This is a genomic window from Eggerthella hominis (genome assembly GCF_014287365.1).
Taxonomy (GTDB): Bacteria; Actinomycetota; Coriobacteriia; order Coriobacteriales; family Eggerthellaceae; genus Eggerthella; species Eggerthella guodeyinii.
The window spans coordinates 295,998-313,908 of record NZ_JACOOA010000001.1 but is presented as its reverse complement, the minus strand read 5'-3'; the positions used below and the strand labels follow the sequence as shown (position 1 = coordinate 313,908).

12 protein-coding genes are annotated in these 17,911 nt (G+C 69.5%); 3 read left to right on the top strand and 9 right to left on the bottom strand.

Translation table 11 applies throughout. The annotated features are described in order from the left end of the window. Positions 1-7 precede the first annotated feature (7 nt). Complete coding sequence (locus H8S61_RS01345) at positions 8-760, top strand: flavodoxin family protein (protein WP_186937687.1); 753 nt, start codon at positions 8-10, stop codon at positions 758-760. Here H8S61_RS01345 and carB read toward each other — a convergent pair. From carB to H8S61_RS01310, 7 genes are all read right to left on the bottom strand, one after another. Continuing rightward, positions 711-3,947 carry a carbamoyl-phosphate synthase large subunit gene (gene carB, locus H8S61_RS01340; protein ID WP_186937686.1) on the bottom strand — a complete coding sequence of 1,079 codons (3,237 nt, stop codon included), beginning with the start codon at positions 3,945-3,947 and terminating at the stop codon, positions 711-713. The two genes, H8S61_RS01345 and carB, sit on opposite strands and share 50 nt — an antisense overlap. Beyond that, on the bottom strand, positions 3,940-5,292 hold the full coding sequence (gene carA / locus H8S61_RS01335) for a glutamine-hydrolyzing carbamoyl-phosphate synthase small subunit (RefSeq protein WP_186937685.1): 1,353 nt from the start codon (positions 5,290-5,292) through the stop codon (positions 3,940-3,942). Before carA ends, carB begins: the two co-directional genes overlap by 8 nt. 245 nt (positions 5,293-5,537) lie before the next feature. Beyond that, positions 5,538-6,167, bottom strand: coding sequence for a molecular chaperone TorD family protein (locus tag H8S61_RS01330; protein ID WP_186937684.1), 630 nt, complete (start codon positions 6,165-6,167; stop codon positions 5,538-5,540). 18 nt (positions 6,168-6,185) lie between these two features. Then, entirely contained in the window at positions 6,186-7,046 is an 861-nt protein-coding gene (gene nrfD / locus H8S61_RS01325; protein ID WP_186937683.1) for an NrfD/PsrC family molybdoenzyme membrane anchor subunit, read from the bottom strand. After that, positions 7,046-7,675: a 4Fe-4S dicluster domain-containing protein gene (locus H8S61_RS01320; RefSeq protein ID WP_186937682.1), complete on the bottom strand. Its 630-nt coding sequence runs from the start codon at positions 7,673-7,675 to the stop codon at positions 7,046-7,048. Before H8S61_RS01320 ends, nrfD begins: the two co-directional genes overlap by 1 nt. A gap of 15 nt (positions 7,676-7,690) precedes the next feature. Continuing rightward, entirely contained in the window at positions 7,691-9,976 is a 2,286-nt protein-coding gene (locus H8S61_RS01315) for a molybdopterin dinucleotide binding domain-containing protein (protein ID WP_186937681.1), read from the bottom strand. A 30-nt stretch (positions 9,977-10,006) separates the two neighbouring features. Continuing rightward, a complete protein-coding gene (locus tag H8S61_RS01310; RefSeq protein WP_186937680.1) occupies positions 10,007-10,783 on the bottom strand; it encodes a molybdopterin-binding domain-containing protein in 777 nt (258 codons plus the stop codon). Between the two features lie 236 nt (positions 10,784-11,019). On the opposite strand from H8S61_RS01310, the gene H8S61_RS01305 reads away from it, so the two are divergent. Next, positions 11,020-12,540 (top strand): response regulator transcription factor, encoded by a 1,521-nt coding sequence (locus H8S61_RS01305; RefSeq protein WP_186937679.1) that lies wholly within the window; start codon positions 11,020-11,022, stop codon positions 12,538-12,540. 22 nt (positions 12,541-12,562) lie between these two features. Here the strand turns inward: H8S61_RS01305 and H8S61_RS01300 are convergent, their stop codons facing one another. Then, the gene (locus tag H8S61_RS01300; protein ID WP_186937678.1) at positions 12,563-13,996 is read right to left on the bottom strand and encodes a helix-turn-helix transcriptional regulator; all 1,434 of its coding nucleotides are present in this window, start codon (positions 13,994-13,996) and stop codon (positions 12,563-12,565) included. A 242-nt stretch (positions 13,997-14,238) separates the two neighbouring features. On the opposite strand from H8S61_RS01300, the gene H8S61_RS01295 reads away from it, so the two are divergent. Continuing rightward, entirely contained in the window at positions 14,239-16,164 is a 1,926-nt protein-coding gene (locus H8S61_RS01295; RefSeq protein ID WP_186937677.1) for an FAD-dependent oxidoreductase, read from the top strand. Positions 16,165-16,227: 63 nt separating this feature from the next. Here the strand turns inward: H8S61_RS01295 and H8S61_RS17665 are convergent, their stop codons facing one another. Further along, complete coding sequence (locus H8S61_RS17665; RefSeq protein ID WP_186937676.1) at positions 16,228-17,700, bottom strand: response regulator transcription factor; 1,473 nt, start codon at positions 17,698-17,700, stop codon at positions 16,228-16,230. Positions 17,701-17,911: the final 211 nt, after the last annotated feature.

Sequence of the window (17,911 nt, the reverse complement as noted above, 5' to 3'; positions counted from 1 at the left end):
GACGGGGATGAAAGCGCTCGCGATCAACGGGAGCCCGCGACGAGGCGCGAACACGGCAACCATGCTTCGCCACGCGCTCGCGGGCGCGGCGTCGCGCGGGGCGGAGACGAAGCTCGTGCACCTGCGGGACCTCTCCTTCTCGGGATGCGCGAGTTGCTTCGCCTGCAAGCGGAAGGGCGCGCGCACCGAGGGGCGCTGCGCCCTGCGTGACGACGCGACGCCGCTGCTCGACGAGGCGCTGGGAAGCGACGTGGTGGTGCTGGGGTCGCCGATGTACCTGGGCGGCGTGACCGGGGCGATGAAGTCGCTGCTCGAGCGGCTCGTGTTCCCGAGCCTCTCCTACGACGTCGCCGACCGCCGCTGCTTCAAGGGGCGCATCGCCACGGGCTTCGCCTACACGATGGGGATGCCGCACGACCTGGTGGAACGGGCCGGCTACCCCGCCCTGTTCGAGGCGAACCGCTCGTACCTGGAGCTGCTGGGCGGCCCGTCCGCGTACGTCGTCGCGGCGGACGCGTACCAGTTCGACGACTACGCGCGCTACGCGGCCTCGAACTTCGACGAGCGCGAGAAGGCGCGCGTGCGCGCCGAGCGCTTCCCCCGGGAATGCGAGGAAGCGTACGCCATGGCCGTGGCGCTGTGCGAGAGCTCGGAGGTTCGACCGCTCGGGCCGGTTCGACGCGCGAACCGGCCCGGGATGCAACGCCCCTCTACCCCACGGGCTCCCATTGGGGGAGGTCCTGGAGGGCCACGGCCGTGAGGCCGTTCGCGCGGGCCACCTCCATGCCGGCCACCATGGCCTGGGCGCCGGCGAGGTTCGTGACGTGGGTCACCCCGTGCTTCACGGCCTCGAGGCGCAGCTCGTAGCCGTCGGCGCGCGTGGCATGGCCGAAGGGCGTGTTGATCATGAGCGAGACGTCGCCCGCGGCGATCATGTCGCGCACGTTGTCCTCGCCCTCGTGGATCTTCTTGACCTGCTCGCACGCCACGCCGGCCGCCCGCAGCGCGCGGGCCGTGCCGCCCGTGGCCACGATGCGGAAGCCCAGGCGCGCGATGTCGCGGGCGATGGACACGATGGCGCGCTTGTCGCGGTCGCACACGCTGATGAACACCGTGCCGCCCTCGGGCAACGCGTAGCTGATGGCCAGCTGGGTCTTCGCGAACGCCGCTGGGAAGGTGCGGGCGATGCCCATGACCTCGCCGGTGGACTTCATCTCGGGGCCGAGCACCGTGTCGGCGCCGGGGAAGCGGCCGAAGGGCATGACGGCCTCCTTCACGCTGAAGTGCTCGAGCCGGCGGTCGTCCTCGGGCAGCCCCAAGTCGGCCAGCTTCTCCCCCGCCATGATGCGGGCGGCCGCCTTCGCCAGCGGCACGCCCGTGGCCTTCGAGGTGAAGGGCACCGTGCGGCTGGCGCGCGGGTTCGCCTCGATGATGTAGATGACCTGGTCTTTGATGGCGAACTGGATGTTGATGAGCCCCACCACGCCCAGGCGCAGCGCCAAGCGGCGCGCGATGGCGCGCAGCTGCGCCTGCACGGCCTCGGACAGCGCGAACGGCGGGGTGCAGCAGGCCGAGTCGCCCGAGTGGATGCCCGCCATCTCGATGTGCTCGAGCACGCCGCCCACGTACACCCGGTCGCCGTCGCAGAGCGCGTCGAGGTCCACTTCGACCGCCCCTTCGAGGAAGCGGTCGAGGTACACCGGGTGGTCGGGCGAGATCTTCGCGGCCTCGGCCATGTACTTCTCCAGCTGGGCGCCGTCGTAAACGATGCCCATGCCGCGCCCGCCCAGCACGTAGCTGGGACGCACGAGCAGCGGGAAGCCGATCTGGTCGGCCACGACGCAGGCCTCTTGATAGGTGGAGGCCATGCCGGCGGCCGGGTACGTGATGTTCAGCTCGTCGAGGACGGCGGCGAAGCGGTCGCGGTCCTCGGCCAGGTCGATGGCCTCCGGCGAGGTGCCCATGATGGGCACGCCGGCCGCCGCCAGCGCGTTCGCCAGCTTGAGCGGCGTCTGCCCGCCGAGCGTGACCACCACGCCGTCGGGCTGCTCGACGTCCACGATGTCCATGACGTCCTCGAACGTGAGCGGCTCGAAGTACAGCTTGTCGGACGTGTCGTAGTCGGTGGACACGGTCTCGGGGTTGCAGTTCACCATGACGGTCTCGAAGCCGGCCTCGGCAAGCGCGTAGCTCGCGTGCACGCAGCAGTAGTCGAACTCGATGCCCTGGCCGATGCGGTTCGGCCCGGCGCCCAGGATCATGGCGCGCCGGCGCGTCTTCGGCGCCACCTCCGTCTCGTCGGCGTCGTAGGTCTTGTAGTGGTAGGCCGTCGCGCTGGGGAACTCGGCCGCGCAGGTGTCCACGGTCTTGAACGCCGGCACCACGTGGAGCATCTTGCGGCACGTGCGCACGGTGAGCTCGTCGGAGCCCGTGAGGTGCGCGATTTGCGCGTCGGCCATCCCCATGCGCTTGAGCAGGCGGAACGCGTCGGCATCGAGCTCGTCGAGCGGCGTGCCGCGCAGGTTCTCCTGCACGCGCACGATGTCGGCCATGCGCGCGACGAAGAAGGGGTCCACGCGGCTCACCGCGCTCGCGCGCTCCACCGTCCAGCCGCGGCGCAGCGCCTCGGCGAGGTAGAAGATGCGCTCGGCCGTGGGGCGCGCCACGAGGTCCTCGAGCGCCTCGTCGCCCGCGGAGGCCTCGTCGCCCTTGCCGTCGCCGCCGAGGCCCGCGCGCCCGTTCTCGAGCGAGCGCATGGCCTTGCCGAGCGCCTCCTCGAACGTGCGGCCGATGGCCATGATCTCGCCGACGGCCTTCATGCGCGTGGACAGCGTGTCGTCGGTGCCCTGGAACTTCTCGAACGCGAAGCGCGGCACCTTCACCACGCAGTAGTCGATGGACGGCTCGAAGCAGGCCGGCGTGGCCTTCGTGATGTCGTTCACGATCTCGTCGAGCGTGTAGCCCACGGCCAGCTTCGCCGCCGCCTTCGCGATGGGGAAGCCGGTGGCCTTCGACGCGAGCGCCGAGGAGCGCGACACGCGCGGGTTCATCTCGATGACGATCATGCGGCCGTTGTCGGGGTTGATGGAGAACTGCACGTTGGAGCCGCCCGTCTCCACGCCGATCTTCTCGAGGATGGCCAGCGACGCCGCGCGCATGCGCTGGTACTCCACGTCGGTGAGCGTCTGCGCAGGCGCCACCGTGATGGAGTCGCCCGTGTGCACGCCCATGGCGTCGAAGTTCTCGATGGAGCACACGATGATGCCGTTGCCGGCATGGTCGCGCATGACCTCCATCTCGTACTCCTTCCAGCCCTCGATGCTCTCCTCCACGAGCACCTCGGCCGCCGGCGACAGCTCCAGGCCCTGGCCCACGATCTCGCGCAGCTCGGCCGCGTCGTGCGCGATGCCGCCGCCCGCGCCGCCCAGCGTGAACGAGGGGCGCAGCACCACGGGGTAGCCGAGCTCGGCCACGATGGCCTCGGCGTCGGCCAGCGAGTAGGCGTAGCCCGAGCGCGCCGTCTCGATGCCCAGCTCGGCCATGCAGTCGTTGAACAGCTTGCGGTCCTCGCCGCGCTCGATGGCCTCGAGGTCGCAGCCGATCATCTCCACGCCGTACTTGTCCAGGATGCCGGCGCGCGCGAGCTCGACGGCCGTGTTGAGGCCGGTCTGGCCGCCCAGCGTGGGCAGCAGCGCGTCGGGGCGCTCCTTCGCGATGACCTGCTCGACGAACTCGACGGTGATGGGCTCGACGTAGGTGCGGTCGGCCAGCCCCGGGTCGGTCATGATGGTGGCGGGGTTGCTGTTCACGAGCACCACGCGGTAGCCGTCGGCCTTCAGCACCTTGCACGCCTGCGCGCCCGAGTAGTCGAACTCGCACGCCTGCCCGATGACGATGGGGCCGCTGCCGATGACGAGGATGGTGTCTATGTCGGTGCGCTTAGGCATGGGAGGCCTCCTTCCGCCCCGCGAACGACCAGCCGGCCAGGCGATCCTCGGCGATGTCGATATCGAGGTAGTCGGCGCGTCCCTCCATGAGCCGCGCGAACGCCGTGAACAGGTAGTGGGCGTCGGTGGGCCCGGGCGAGGCCTCGGGATGGTACTGCACGGAGAACGCGGGGATGTCGAGGAACGCGACGCCCTCGGCCGTGCCGTCGTTGAGGTTCACGTGCGTGAGCTGGATGCGTCCGAAGCGCTCGTTCGCGACGACGGGGGCGACGCCGCGCTCCACCCAGCAGCGCAGGTCGCCCTCGTGCGCGGCGACGCCGCCCGACAGCTCCGGCACGAGCGCGCCCAGGCTGGGGAACACGAGCCCGAAGCCGTGGTTCTGCGCGGTAATCTCCACGCGGCGCGTGCGCAGGTTCATGACGGGGTGGTTGCCGCCGCGGTGGCCGAACTTGAGCTTCTCGATGGCCGCGCCCGCCGCCTTGGCGATCATCTGGTGCCCCAGGCAGATGCCGAACACGGGCACCTTGCCCAGCAGCTGCTCCACCTGGGTGAACGTGCCCTCGACGGCCTCGGGGTCGCCCGGGCCGTTCGACAGGAACACGCCGTCGGGGGCCAGCGCCAGCACGTCGGCGGCCGGGGTGTCCCACGGCACGCAGGTCACGTCACACCCGGCGCGCACGAGGTTCTCGAGGATGGAGCGCTTCGCGCCGCAGTCGTAGGCCGCCACCTTGAACCGGGGCGCGGGAGGCGCGGCGAGCGCGAACGCCTGCGAGGCCGGCAGCCGGTCGGCCGCGAAGCGGTACGGGCGCGCGCACGACACCGTGGCCGCGAGGTTCTGCCCGACGAGCGAGGCGCTCTCGCGCACCTTGCGCAGGAGGCTGGCCTCGTCGACGTCGACGGTGGACAGCACGGCGCGCTGCGCGCCGCGGTCGCGCACGTGGCGCACGAGCGCACGGGTGTCCACGCCCTCGACGGCCACCACGCCGTGCGCGCGCAGGTAGTCGGGCAGGCTCTGCGCGCTGCGCCAGTTCGACGGCGTCGTGCACAGGTCGCGCACGACGAGGCCGCGCAGGGCGGGCTCGTCGGACTGCGCGTCGTCCTCGTTCACGCCGTAGTTGCCGATCTGGGGGTACGTCATCGCGATGATCTGGCCCGCGTACGACGGGTCGGTGATCACCTCGAGGTAGCCCTCGAGCGACGTGTTGAAGCAGATCTCGCCGAACACCTCCCCCGCTGCCGCGCACGACGTGCCGCGGAACACGGCGCCGTCCTCGAGCACGAGGGCCGCCGGCGCGCCCACGGGCTTCGACGCCCCCTTCATCAGCCGCTTCGATATCTCGCTCAAGCTTCCATCCTTCCGTGTGTGCAGCGCACGCGTACAAAAAAGCACCCCGTCCCTCGACGGAGTGCTGGAAATGCGGAAAGGTGCGCTACCTGCCTTGTCGGTCTCTCCGTACCGCCTTAAAGGTTGTTCGGTAGTATACGCCTATTGCGAGTTTTCAGAACAAGAAATGCAGTATTTTCGACATTTGGAATATAAATATGCAGTTTTAGCGATTCACATCGCCCGCGTGCGGCCGCGCGGGAGCCTCACTGCGCCCAGATGTCCGCCGCCTCGGCGGCGAGGGCGCACACGCCGGCGTAGAAATCGTCGTCGGCGCGGCGCAGGGCCTCGGCGGCCGCCCCGAACCAGCCCGCGGCGTGCTCGCGCGCGAACCGGCGCAGCAGCTCGACGCTGCGTGCAGCCGCAGCGTCGTCGCCGCCCTCGCAGGCGCATCGCGCGAGCGAGGCCATGAACGCCAGCTCGCACGCCATCGAGTCGGGCCGCAGCTGCGCCACGGCGGGCGCGAAGCCCTCGAGCGCCCGGTAGTCGAACCCGACCGCCCGGTAGCAGCGCAGCGCGTGGTCGGCCGCCGGGCCGCCCGCGACGCCGAACGAGCGGCGCCCGTCCTGCACCTGCGCCCCGCGCACGCAGCTTTCCACGAGGGGCGCGAACAGCGGGCCGGCCGACACGAAGAACCGGTCGTAGTAGCGCTGTCGGAGGGCGGCGCCGGGCTCCACGCGGTCGAACCGCGTCATGCCCAGCGCCTGCGCCACGCGGCGCACGTCGCGCACAACGTCGGAGGACGGCTCGTTCACCAGGGCCCGGGCGCACGCCTCGGCCACGGCGGCGAACCCGCGCAGCTCATCCTCCAAGCAAGGGAACCCCGTATCGCCCATGGCAATCCCTCCGCTTCCCTAGCCGAATATCGGCGCCGCGGCCACCACGACCGCGTAGCGGAACGCGAACCCGCCGACGAGGATGCACGCCCACTCGACGACGCCCATCCACGCGGGGGCCGCCGCGCCCCGGCGGCCGCGCACGACCGCCAGCGCGAGCGGCGCGACGAGGCCGACGGCCACCGTCCCGCCCCAGAACGCCAACGCGCACGAACCGCCGAGCAGGTTCGCCACCGACGCCGCCGCAGCCTCGGCGCCGCTGCCCTGCGTGCCCGACACCACCGCGACGAGCGCCGCGAGCGCAACCGCCTCGAGCACCGGCAGCACGACGGCCGCCCGGCCGAACCAGGCCGGCAGCGCGTCGCCCTTCGGCGCGGCGAAGCGCGCGATGAGCGCGTAGGCCGCATAGCCCGTGTAGGCCGCCGACACCACGAACGCGGCCGGCAGCACCGCGATGTTCCACAGCGGGAAGGCCGGCGAGGTGCTGAGCAGCACGCCCGTGTACAACGACACGCCCACCGCCAGCACCGCCGTCGCCGCCTCGAGCGCCCGGGGAGCGGAGCGCTTCATCAGCAGCAACAAGCCGCACGCGAAGGAGCCCACCAGAAACAGGCTGATGAGAATCACGCCCCAGGTCATCACCGACCCGAGGTTGCCCAGCAGGTTGAGGTAGCGCAGCGGGTTCAACAGGCCTCCCCGCGCGTCCACCGCCAGGATGAGCGCGCCGAGCGCCACGAGCGCGAACGCCGCGACGACGCCGACGAGCTTCGCCGTGCGGTGCGCCTCGTCCCTGCCCGCCGACAGCACGGTGAAGATGAACGTCCAGGCGCCCAGGCCCGCGCAGAACAGGTCGCAGGCGACGATTCCGTCCCAAACCATTACTGCCTCCCCTCGTACGGCGTGAGCACGTTGCCGCCCTTGTGCACGGCGGACACGCGCTTGAGCGCCATCGTCTCTTCCAAATCGACGTAGCGCACCGAGGGCTCCATGCCCATGTCGGCCAGCAGCACCTCGCCGCCGCCCGCCTCGGCCAACAGCTTCGACACGTCGCTGTCGGGGTCGTTCAGATCGCCGAACACGCGGGCCTTCGTCACGCACGTCCCCACGCACGCGGGCAGCAGCCCGTTGCTGGAGCGATGGTGGCAGAACGTGCACTTGTGCACGTCGCCCGTCTCCTCGACGAGGTAGCGCACGCCGTAAGGGCACGCGGCCATGCAGTACTTGCAGCCGATGCACTTGCCGGTGTCGATCTGCACCGAGCCGTCCGCGTCCACGTAGCTGGCGCCCGTGGGGCACACGCTCACGCACGCCGGGTTCGCGCAGTGGTTGCACAGCTTGGGAACGCTTGCGCGGCGCACGTCGCCGTCCCTGTCCACGTCCCAGCTTTCCACCCACGTGTTGAAGTGGCCCAGCACCACGCTGTTCTCCATCTTGCAGGCTACGGCGCAGGCGTTGCATCCAATGCAGAGGGCCAGGTCAATCGCCATGCCCAATCGTTGTTCGCTCATAATCCCACACCTCCCTTATGCCTTCTCGATTTTGAACATGCCGCCGCAGCGCCCGGGGCTCGACGCGTCGTGGTCGGCCAGGATGCTGTACACGCCGTCCTTCGAGACGAGCGGGTCGAGCATCATCTTCGTGCGCACGCCCGCCGCGATGGCCGGGTTGCCTTCGACGCGCTGGCCGTCCACCTCGACGTCCTGCGCGCCGTAGTTGTCGTGGCCGTAGCCGAACGACAGGCTGAACGCGCCCTTCACCTGGCCGCCGCGCACCATGGCCACGCCTTCGGTCACCTCGCCGGTGGGCGTGGTCGCCCGCACGGCGTCGCCGTCGGCGATGCCGAGGGCCGCCGCGTCCTCGTCGTTGATCTCCATGTAGTTGTGCGCGCACAGATCCCGCATGATGGGGCTGTTCGACAGCATGGAGACGGAGCGGAAGCGCGGCTTGTGCTCGGACACCGTGAACGGGAACTCCTCGGCCGAGTAGTGGTCGGTCATGGGCGACAGGTCGCCGAACGCCTGCGGGTTGTAGCCCAGCGTGGCGGGGAGGCGCTTGCCGGAGTAGCAGTTCGTGGCCAGCGCGCGCTTCTCGTTGTAGATGTACGTCTCGAACGGCTTGAGGAACGCGTAGCGCCCGTCCTCGCCGCGGATCTTCTCGGACGTCCAGTAGCGGCCGCCGCGCGACAGCACATGCTGCACCTTCGGCCACTCCTCGGCGCTCACCGCGGCCTCGAAGTCGGCGGGCAGCTCGTCGAGCCCCTGCAGCCTCGCCTCCTCGGCCGAGATGTCGTCCACCGGCGTCTCGGCGTAGGCGAGGTTCGCGACCGCCTTCAGGTAGAAGTCGGCCGACGTGTCGAACGGGTGCAGGTTGCCCTCGGCGTCGGGGATGGCGTCCGCGCCCCAGCCGGGCAGGTCGCACGCCTTGGCGACGTCGATGAGGAACGTCTCCCAGCACGCGTAGCGCCCGTCGTCCGTCTGCACGGTCTCGGGCGTCTTCGCCTGCCAGCGCACCGTGGTGCCCCAGGCGCCGCTCGACGGCAGGCCGAAGCTCTCGTACTGCGTCACGTCGGGCACGATGTAGTCGGCCACCTGCGCCATCTCGCCGATCACGACGTCGCACACGATGTGCAGCGGCAGCACCGACGGGTCCTTCAGGCGCTCGACCACCTCGTCGCGCATGGCGCCGGGCGTTCCCTGGATGACGTTGCACATCCAGGTGAGCATGATCTTGCACTGGTAGGGGTACTGGTTGACCGCGGACATGAGCGCCTGGCTGTCCGACTGCGGGGCGTTCGTGAACCAGGGCATCTTCGGCTTGGGGTCCTTCTCGCCCGCCGCCACGCGGTTGGCGTACTCCTTGGTCTTCTCCCAAGCCCGGCTGCCGCGCGAGATCATCGCGGCGTTCTTCGTGGTGACGTCGGGGGCGCCCTTGACCGTGGCCAGGTCGTAGCGCACGCCCTTGCCGTCGGTCACCGGGGAGCCGGTGGGGAACGATCCGCCCCGCATCTGGTTCGAGCCGATGAGCGCGCGCAGCACCTCGCGGCCGTTCGGCGTGTCGAAGCCGTTGACGCCGGCCGTGGAGGCGGCGGCCGCGTTCACCGTGGCCTTCACGCCGTGGGAGGCGTACTCCTTCGCCATGCGCTCGATCTCGGATGCGGGGATGCCGGTGATCTCGGCGTACTCCTCGACGGTGCGGCTGCCGACGGTGTCCTTCATGCACGAGAACCCCGAGCGCACCTTGACGCCGTTCACCTCGCCTTCGAAGTCGAACACGCCGCGCTCGCACGCGTCGTGCGCCGCGGGCTCGTTGGTGGCGGCGTCGATGACCACGTAATGCTGCGTCGGCATCGCACCCTCGGCGACTTCTTCCTCGGGCACCTCGATGCCGGCGTCGGCCGCGCGCATGAGCTTGCGGTGGTTCGGATGGCCCTCGTCGACGATCACGAGGTAGCTCGCGTTCGTGAACGCGCCGTAGCCCGCCGCCTCCGCCGCCTTCTGCGTGGTGAACGACAGCACGTCGGCATCGTAGGTTTCGTCGCGCATCATGATCTGCGCGATGGCGGCGTACAGGGCGCCGTTGGTGGTGGGTTTGATGGGCACCCAGGTGATGCCCGGCATCGTCGGGGTGACGGCTCCGCTGGAAAGCGTGGGATCGACCACGTCGATCTTGAGCTTGCCCGTGCGCAGCCTCTCCGTGACGTGCTTGCTGATGTACTGGAAGTTCGACCCGTTCCCGCCCGGGAACGCACCGCTCCAGAGGATGTACTCCGCCTCGTCGATGTCGACGCTGCAGCCGTTCTTAGCGTTCATGTAGAGCGAACTCGCTCCGCCGGCAGCGCCTCAACTGGAGTTGTGGCTGAATATGTTCACGCTCCCGAAGCTCTGGCCGAAACGAGTGTTCAGCAGGCGCCGCCCATCGGCGCGCGTGTTCCACACGATGATCTGGTTCGACTTGGGTCCCAAGTCGGGCTGCTCGGGGTTCATCGGCGTCTCGGGATCGTGCACCGCTTTGAAGCCCTCGATGACGGTGTCCTCGCCGACGTCGGCGAACAGCTTGCCGCCCTCGGTCACCTCCCGCATCAGCTGGTCCCAGCCGATGGGCTTCCACTTGCCCTCGCCGCGCTTGCCGGCTCGCTTGAGCGGCACCGTGATGCGCTCGGGCTGGCTGACGGCGTCGAGCGTGCCGTTGCCGCGCCCGCACACCGTGCCGCGCGTGACGTTGCCGCCGCCGTTCGCGTAGCTCATCGAGCGGTACGCGTCCTCGAGCGGCGCGCCGAACTCGAGCGGCGAGCTCGCGCACGCGGGGTTGTACGGGTTGCCGCCCACGCCCAGCACGCTGCCCGTCTCGCGGTCGAGCTTGATGCGGTTGCCGCAGGCGCTGTAGCAGCCCACGCAGCCCGAGTACCGCACGATCACGTCCTCGTTGACGGACACCGCGCCCGTCTTGGGATCGACCGCGGCCTCGATGGGCTTGCCCGTCCGGGGCGCCGGGAACTCCGACTCCGCGGCCACCGCCACGGACGGCAGGGCCCCTGCGCCCGCGCCGGCGACCGACAGGGCGCCCAGGGCGCCGAGCGCCCCGACGAACGTCCGTCGATCCATGTTCGCTTGTCCCATATCCTCCTCCTTGCTTTCCTCTCGTCTGGAAACGCGACGGGGAAAGCGTACGGGCCGGAGGCGCTGCGATCATCACCTGATCAAGGCGTTTTCCCGTCCCGCAACCGGGAAAAGCGTCTCACCTTAATCCGGTGAAATTTGCGTATTCCCAGGTCAACGATCAGGTGAGACGTAACTATGACCGGCGCGCCCCACCGGTCGCACGCTATACTGGTTACCCGTACGAGGGAGGGCGTATGATCGATCATTTCCGGCAGAACCTGTCGACCCATTGGCGCGAGACCGTCGGCTTCGCCCTGTTCTTGGCGTGGGTGTACTGCGCGCTGTTCGGGTGCGGCCTGGCCACCGTCGACGAGACGCTCATGTGCGCACCTTCGTCGTACGGCCTGGAGTACATCTGGATGATGTGCGGGCTGTTCGAGGCCGTCGGCGCCATCGCGGGCATCGTCGTCGCGCGCAAGCTGCCCCAGGCCGACGAGCTGCTGCAACGGCGCCACGTCGCGCTCGCGGCCGCCGTCCTCGCGGCGGCGGGCGCCTTCTTCATCTGGCTCGCCTGGTACGACCGCGTCGTGCTGTTCGACCGCGTGTTCGTGGTGGGCAGCGCGCTCACCGGCTTCGCCATCGTGCTGTTCACCGTCATCTGGAGCGCGCGCCTGCGCCGCCTCAACGAGGCGCGGCTCGAGTTCGTCATCCCCTGCTCGTTCACCATCTCGTTCCTGCTGTATTTCGTCATCCTCCTGACCAAGGAGAGCGGGCTCGTGGTGCTGGCGCTCGTCATCGTCATGAACTTCGCCTCGATGCGGCTCGCCCGCACGGACGCGCCCGCGCCGTCCGCCGAGGCCGCCGAGCCCTGCGCCGGGAAGGCGCCCTGCGGCAACCCGGGGATGCGCTCGTTCGTCATCCTCGCGTTCGCCTCGTGGGTGCAGATCGCGTTCTTCCGCGTGATCTCGACGCCGGCGCTGTCGGGCAACCGGTTCACCCACTACCTCATCCCGTTCTCGTTCGCGTGCGTGCTGTCGCTGGCCATGCTGCTGCTGTGCATCCGCATGTCGCGCTACCTGAACGTGTCGCTGGCCTACCGGTGGAGCCTGCCGCTGTTCATGCTGAGCTACGTGCCCATCATCGTCGACTACGGCAACCCCGGCCTGCGCATCCTGGCCTACGCCATCAACTTCCTCGGGATGTTCGGGGTGCAGTTCGGCTGCTGGATCGGGGCGTGCAAGTACCTGCGCCGCATGGGGTGCAAAACGACGGGCCTGTTCAGCCGCTACGCGCTGGGCGAGGGCGCGGGCATCTTCGTCGGCAGCCTCATCGGCCTCGTCGCCGTGAAGGCGCTCGACGGGCAGGGCATCATGACCCTGTCGTTCGTGCTCATGTCGCTCGTGGTGTTCGTGGCCATGGCCACCGGCTTCAACCCCAGCTGGGTGTTCTACCGCAGCCCCTCGGCGCGCCGCCGACGGGCCGAGGGGCCGGAGGAGGGCGCGAACCCGTGCGCCGACCTCGAGGCCATCTTCCAAGGGGAGGCCGCCGACCTCCAGAGCCGCTTCGGGCTGACCGAGCGCGAGACCGACGTGGCGGCGCTGCTGCTGGCGGGCCGCAGCCGCCCGTTCATCCGCGACGAGCTGACGGTGTCCATCAACACGGTGAGCTCGCACGTACGCAGCATCTTCTCGAAGTGCGACGTCCACTCCCAGCAAGAGCTCATCGACCTCGCCCGCGGCGGCGCCGCCCCCAAGCCCGCCCCCGCGGCAGAGTGAAGCGCCTCCGCCGGCCGGCCGCTCAGGCGCGGGAGGGCGGTTCGCCTGCGCCTTCCTCAACGGGCGCAACCATCGCGAGGAGCTCCTCGCGGCTGTGCACGTCGAGTTTCTGGTAGATGCGCCGCGTGTGCGACTTGAGCGTGCCGTTGGCGATGCACAGCTCGCGCTCGATGTAGGCCGACCCCTTCCCCGCCGCGAGCAGCTGCAGCACCTCGCGCTCGCGCGGACTGAGGCCGCGCTTGCGGCCAACCTCGTCGCAGCGCTCCGCCAGCGAGTCGTCGTGCGGTTTCTCGTGCAGGCCGAAGAACGTGGCGCCCCATTCGCGCGAGCGGCGCTCCCCCGACAGCAACGCGACCGTCGCCAGCACCACCAGGATGGCCAGCACGCCCGTCACCAGCGGGTCGTTCAGCGAAACGGGCAGCAAGCCCTCGTTCATCGCCTCCGCCGTCGCATGCCCTCCGACGATGCTGAGCGTGGTGAGCTCCTGGACGCCGCACAGCACGAGCACCGACGTGCCGTAGCGGTGCGAGAGGTCGCACAGCAATATGGTGAGCACGAGGAACATGAGCGCGTACCCGGCCGAGATGCAGAAGCCCGCCACGGCGCTGCCCACCGAGAACGCGAGCAACTCCATGAGCAGCCCGCAGGTGACCAGCACGAACGGCGTGCGGAACAGTGCGGTGAAGTCGAAGCGGTGCGAAAGGAAGTACACTGCCGCGAACAGCGCCGCCGACACCGCCATGGTGCCCGCGATCAGCATGCCGCCCTCGAACGACGCCGAACCCCCGCGCAGCCCGAACACGAACTGGTAGATGCCGAGCACGACGATCAGCCCCCAGGGAAAGCGCACCGTGCTCCACGAGCGTTTGGGCAGGTCGATGACCGGGATCTTGCGGAACCCCGCCTTCATGCAGGCGAGCGAGAGCAGGGGCAGGAGCAGCAGAACCGCTGCGGAGCGGACGGGATCGAGGCCGATGCAGAGCCATCCGAGAACCGACCCCAGGAAAAAGGACCCCGACACGTACAGCACCATATGGAACGGGTCGAAGCAGCTTTGCAGCTCGGCCCACAACAGGATGGACAGCGCCGCGCCGACGCCGCCCGCAACGACGGCCGCGACGGCGAGCGCCTCGTGCGCGCCGGGAACCGCCGTCGCGGCGAACGACGCCGCGGTGGACGCCGTCAAAGCGCCTACGGAGAGGTTCACGAGCGCGCGTCGACGGTACAGCGGCGCGATCCTGCGCGCCAACACCACGCCCGGCAGGAACACGGCCAGCACCATCACGAGGATGAACAAGTCCTTGCCCACGAGCGCGCTGGCGGGGAACAGCTGGGCGAACCGGAAGAACGCGACGTCGTCCCACGCCCGGATGAACGCGAACCCGAAGAAGCACAGCGAGAGATAGCGCAGCTCGGCGACGCGACGGCGGCCCTTGAACGCGCCCTCGTCGTCCATCCCCTGCCTGCTCTGTCCCCGATCGCCGTAGCCCATGCGGCCATGGTAGCAGACCGAGCGCGCGGCGCGGCGCGGGAGCGAGGGTGAAATCGCCCGCGATCCGACGGGTTACAGGGCAGGTTACAACAATACCCTCGAAATCGAGGCGAGGTGGATGCGGAGGGATCGGCGGGATGCGCATACTGGGCGCGGCATCGAACGCCGGGCACGACGCCGTGCCCCAAGGAAAGGGAGGAACCATCATGAACCAAGCACCGATCTCGCGCCGCGCCTTCGTCAGGACGGCCACGATCGCCGGCATCACCGTCGCCGCCTTCGGCATCGCGGGCTGCGCGCCCAAGGCCGAGGGGGCCGAAGGGGCGTACCGGGCCGGCACCTACTCGGCCAGCGGGCAAGGGAAGTTCGGGCCCGTCGAAGTCGAGGTCGCGTTCTCGGACAAGGCGATCGAGAAGGTCGACGTGGTGAAGCTCGAGGAGACGAAGTACATCTGCGACCGCGCCGTCGCCGACGTGCCGGCGCGCATCGTGGAGCACCAGTCGCTCGGCGTGGACACCGTCACGGGCGCGACGCTCACGAGCACGGCGATCCTCGCCGCCGTCGAGGACTGCGTGAAGCAGGCGGGGGGCAACGCCGGCAAGCTCAAGGGGAACTACACCCCGACGCCGCGCTCCACCGAGACCAGGGAGCTGGAAGCGGATCTCGTGGTGGTGGGCGCAGGCGCGGCCGGCATGGTGGCGGCCGTAGGCGCGGCCCAGCGCGGGGCGAACGTCGTCGTGCTCGAGAAGAGCTGCAACATCGGCGGAAACGGGTTGGTGTGCGGCGGCTACCTCGAGTACGCAGGCTCGCCCGCAGACCTGCGGCCCGACATGACCGACATGCAGATCCAGGAACTCGAGGAGAAGCTGGCCGCCGGGGACGGATCGGCCGTGGACCCGTCGTATCTGGCCGCGCTCAAGCAGGAATGGGCCGACTGGCAGGCAAGCGGCACGAAGAAGGTGTTCGATTCGAAGTACCTCCAACCGCTCGAGTACACGCTGCCGTCCGGCGAGGGCTACGAGGGCTCGCTGCGCGTCTGCCAGCGCGAGGTCGACTTCGGCGACTGGCTGATCGCCGAGGGCTTCTCGTTCAAGGAAGTGGTCGGCATCGTAGGGTTCCCGTGGCCGCGCTGGGCCGTGCCGGCCGAGGGCGTGTGCGGGCAGAGCTACTTCGAGCTGTACAACGACATGATCGACCGGAACGGCTATCCCGTGGAGGTCCTGCTGAACACCCCGGCGACCGAGCTCATCGTCGAAGACGGCCGAGTGACGGGCGTCGTGGCGCAGGCCGAGGACGGCACCGTGTACCGGGTGAGGGGAACGCAGGGCGTCGCGTTGGCGACCGGCGGGTTTTCCGGCAACCCCGACATGCTGCGCGCGTACAACAAGATATGGAGCTGGCCCGAGAACAGCGCCATCCCCACCACGAACGCCTACGGTCACCACGGCGACGGCATCACGATGGGCCTTGCGGTGGGAGCCGCCGTGGGGAACATGCACCTGCAGATGCCCTTCCCCTTCGCCGACTGCAAGAACGCGACCGACGAGACCACCGTGGGAGACGACATCGACTGCGTCATCGTGAACAAGGAAGGCAAGCGCTTCATGAACGAGGTGCTCGACCGCTACACCATGACCGAGAACATCATGGCGCAGACCGACCAGATGATGTTCATGATCAGCGACCAGGACACGAGCCGCGTGAACGGCGACGTCAACCGCTACGGCCACAACCTGCAAAGCCTCATCGACCAGGGGCAGCTCTACCGCGCCGACACCATCGAGGAGCTGGGCGAGCAGATCGGCTGCGGCGGCGCGGCGCTCAAGGAGACGGTCGAGCGCTACAACGAGATCGCGCGGGCCGGCGAGGATCCCGACTTCGGCCGCACGAACTTCTCGGAGCTGAGCCCCATCGAGAACCCGCCGTTCTACGCGAGCCCCCGCACCTGGGCCATGCACATCACCTCGGGCGGCCTCGTGAACGACCCGGCCGACAACTACGCCGTGCTGCGCGAGGACGGCACGCCCATCGAGGGCCTCTACGCCATCGGCGAGACGGCGAAGGGGCCGGCCGGCGTGGCCGTCATGTCGCAGGGCCTCGCCCTGGCCCAAGGGCTGTTCCCGGAAGCGTAACGACAGCGGGCGACCGCGCCCTCCCCTGCGCTGCCGACCGCGCCCTTCCCGGTCGGCAGCGCCCTACCCGCGGTCGACCGGGACGGTCTCGAGGAGGTCGAGCAGCTCCTGCTTCGAGTGGATCTTCAGCTTCCGGTAGATGCTCTTGCTGTGCGAGCGGACGGTGTTCTCGGAGATGTACAGCTGCTTGGCGATGCTGGGGACGTCCCTGCCTCGCGCCAGCACCAGGAGGATGTCGCGCTCGCGCTTCGTGAGCCCCGCCTCCTGCGCCAGGAAGGCGCATCGCTGCGCGACCTCGTCGACGACGGTGGGGACGGCGGCGGGCCCCTGCGGCTCGTCGCCCGCCGCAGCCGCGACCCCCGCGCGCTCGTCGAGGCCCCTCCTGCGCGCCTGGATCGCCGCGTAGGACATCGCCAGGATGTAGAACACCACGAGCACGATCACCGGGAGCGTGGCCGCGCCGAAGCTTCGCGGGTAGTACACCCACGCGCCCAGCGCCGTCGCGCCCGCGAACGCGAAGTAGGTCGCGCCCGCGAACGCCCCGTACACGTAGGGCGACCACAGCCCGTAGCGCCGCGCGATGGTGACGCTGGTCGACATCATGAACACCGCGACGAACGAGAACAGCACGTACGCCAGGGTGGCCACGGGAAGGGCGAGCACGTCCCCCGCTATCGAAAGCGCGAGGAGCGCGGTCACGACGACGGGGAAGAACATGCGGTACATCCCCAGTATGCTCAGCTTCCTGAAGACGGACCGCTTCCCGCCGGGCACGTACCAGGCCGCGTACAGGATCAGCGAGGCGGCGATGATGCACCCGCTGGCGACGAGGTTGATCGCATCGGAGTTCTCGATCCCGTCGAGCGTGATGGTCCTCGTCAGAGCGACCGCGAACGCGATGGCGCACACGCAGATCAGCGGGCTGCCGACCTCCTTCGCCAAATCCCGCAGCCCGGCTCCCCGCCAGCCCCGCCGCGCGCCGTCGTCGGCGGGGGCGGCCGGAGCGCGCAACGCGAGCAGGCACAGGACGACCGCCGCAACGACGAGCGCGGGAAACGCGGTCCAGAGGCGCCCGCCGAAGATCGCGAACAGGAGCAGGTACTCGGCCGACCCCATGGCCAAGGAGAGCAGCAGGGTCTTGGTCATGTCGTCGAACGAGAGCCGCGAGAGCACGTGCTGCCACAGCAGCGAGAACAGGCCGTAGCCGATTCCCGCGAGGACGGAGGAGGCCACCGCGGCGATCGTCCGATCGAGCGCTCCCGGCCCGAGGAGAAGCAGCGCGTAGCCGCCGCCCACGAAGGCGCCCGCCGCCACCGCGGCCGCGGCGAGGAAGCGCGCCGTGGGGCGGTCCCGCTTCAGCAGAGCCGCGCTCAACGCGAGCCCGAGCGCGATGGACAGGGGGATGGACCAGCACTTCAGTATCTCCGACAGCCCCAGCTGCGTCAGCGCGCCCAGCGGCAGCCCGCCCCAGATGGTCAGCACCCCGATCAGCAGAACCGAGGACAGGCCGAGGCATCTGATCACACGATCCTTCACGCTACCCCCTCCGCCCCTGCCGCACGGCCTTGACAGGCATCCGGCACCGTGCACGCACCAAGCGATCCTCCCCTTCTCCTTCGTTCGCCCCATTGTAGCGCCTCTTCCCAAAATCGCCCGCGCCATGTGGCAAATCGGAGGCCCGTTTCCCGCATTTCACATGGCGTATGTGAGGCGTTTCCCCCTCCCGTTCCGTAGCCTTTCCCTATCG

Excerpts from the sequence above, each read along its gene's own strand:
- H8S61_RS01345 (WP_186937687.1), top strand. The coding sequence starts at position 8 with ATGAAAGCGCTCGCGATCAACGGGAGCCCGCGACGAGGCGCGAACACG.
- nrfD (WP_186937683.1), bottom strand. The coding sequence starts at position 7,046 with ATGGTTTGGGACGGAATCGTCGCCTGCGACCTGTTCTGCGCGGGCCTG.
- carB (WP_186937686.1), bottom strand. The coding sequence starts at position 3,947 with ATGCCTAAGCGCACCGACATAGACACCATCCTCGTCATCGGCAGCGGC.
- H8S61_RS01295 (WP_186937677.1), top strand. The coding sequence starts at position 14,239 with ATGAACCAAGCACCGATCTCGCGCCGCGCCTTCGTCAGGACGGCCACG.
- H8S61_RS01320 (WP_186937682.1), bottom strand. The coding sequence starts at position 7,675 with ATGAGCGAACAACGATTGGGCATGGCGATTGACCTGGCCCTCTGCATT.
- H8S61_RS01330 (WP_186937684.1), bottom strand. The coding sequence starts at position 6,167 with ATGGGCGATACGGGGTTCCCTTGCTTGGAGGATGAGCTGCGCGGGTTC.
- H8S61_RS01300 (WP_186937678.1), bottom strand. The coding sequence starts at position 13,996 with ATGGACGACGAGGGCGCGTTCAAGGGCCGCCGTCGCGTCGCCGAGCTG.
- H8S61_RS01315 (WP_186937681.1), bottom strand. The coding sequence starts at position 9,976 with ATGAACGCTAAGAACGGCTGCAGCGTCGACATCGACGAGGCGGAGTAC.
- H8S61_RS01305 (WP_186937679.1), top strand. The coding sequence starts at position 11,020 with ATGATCGATCATTTCCGGCAGAACCTGTCGACCCATTGGCGCGAGACC.
- H8S61_RS01310 (WP_186937680.1), bottom strand. The coding sequence starts at position 10,783 with ATGGGACAAGCGAACATGGATCGACGGACGTTCGTCGGGGCGCTCGGC.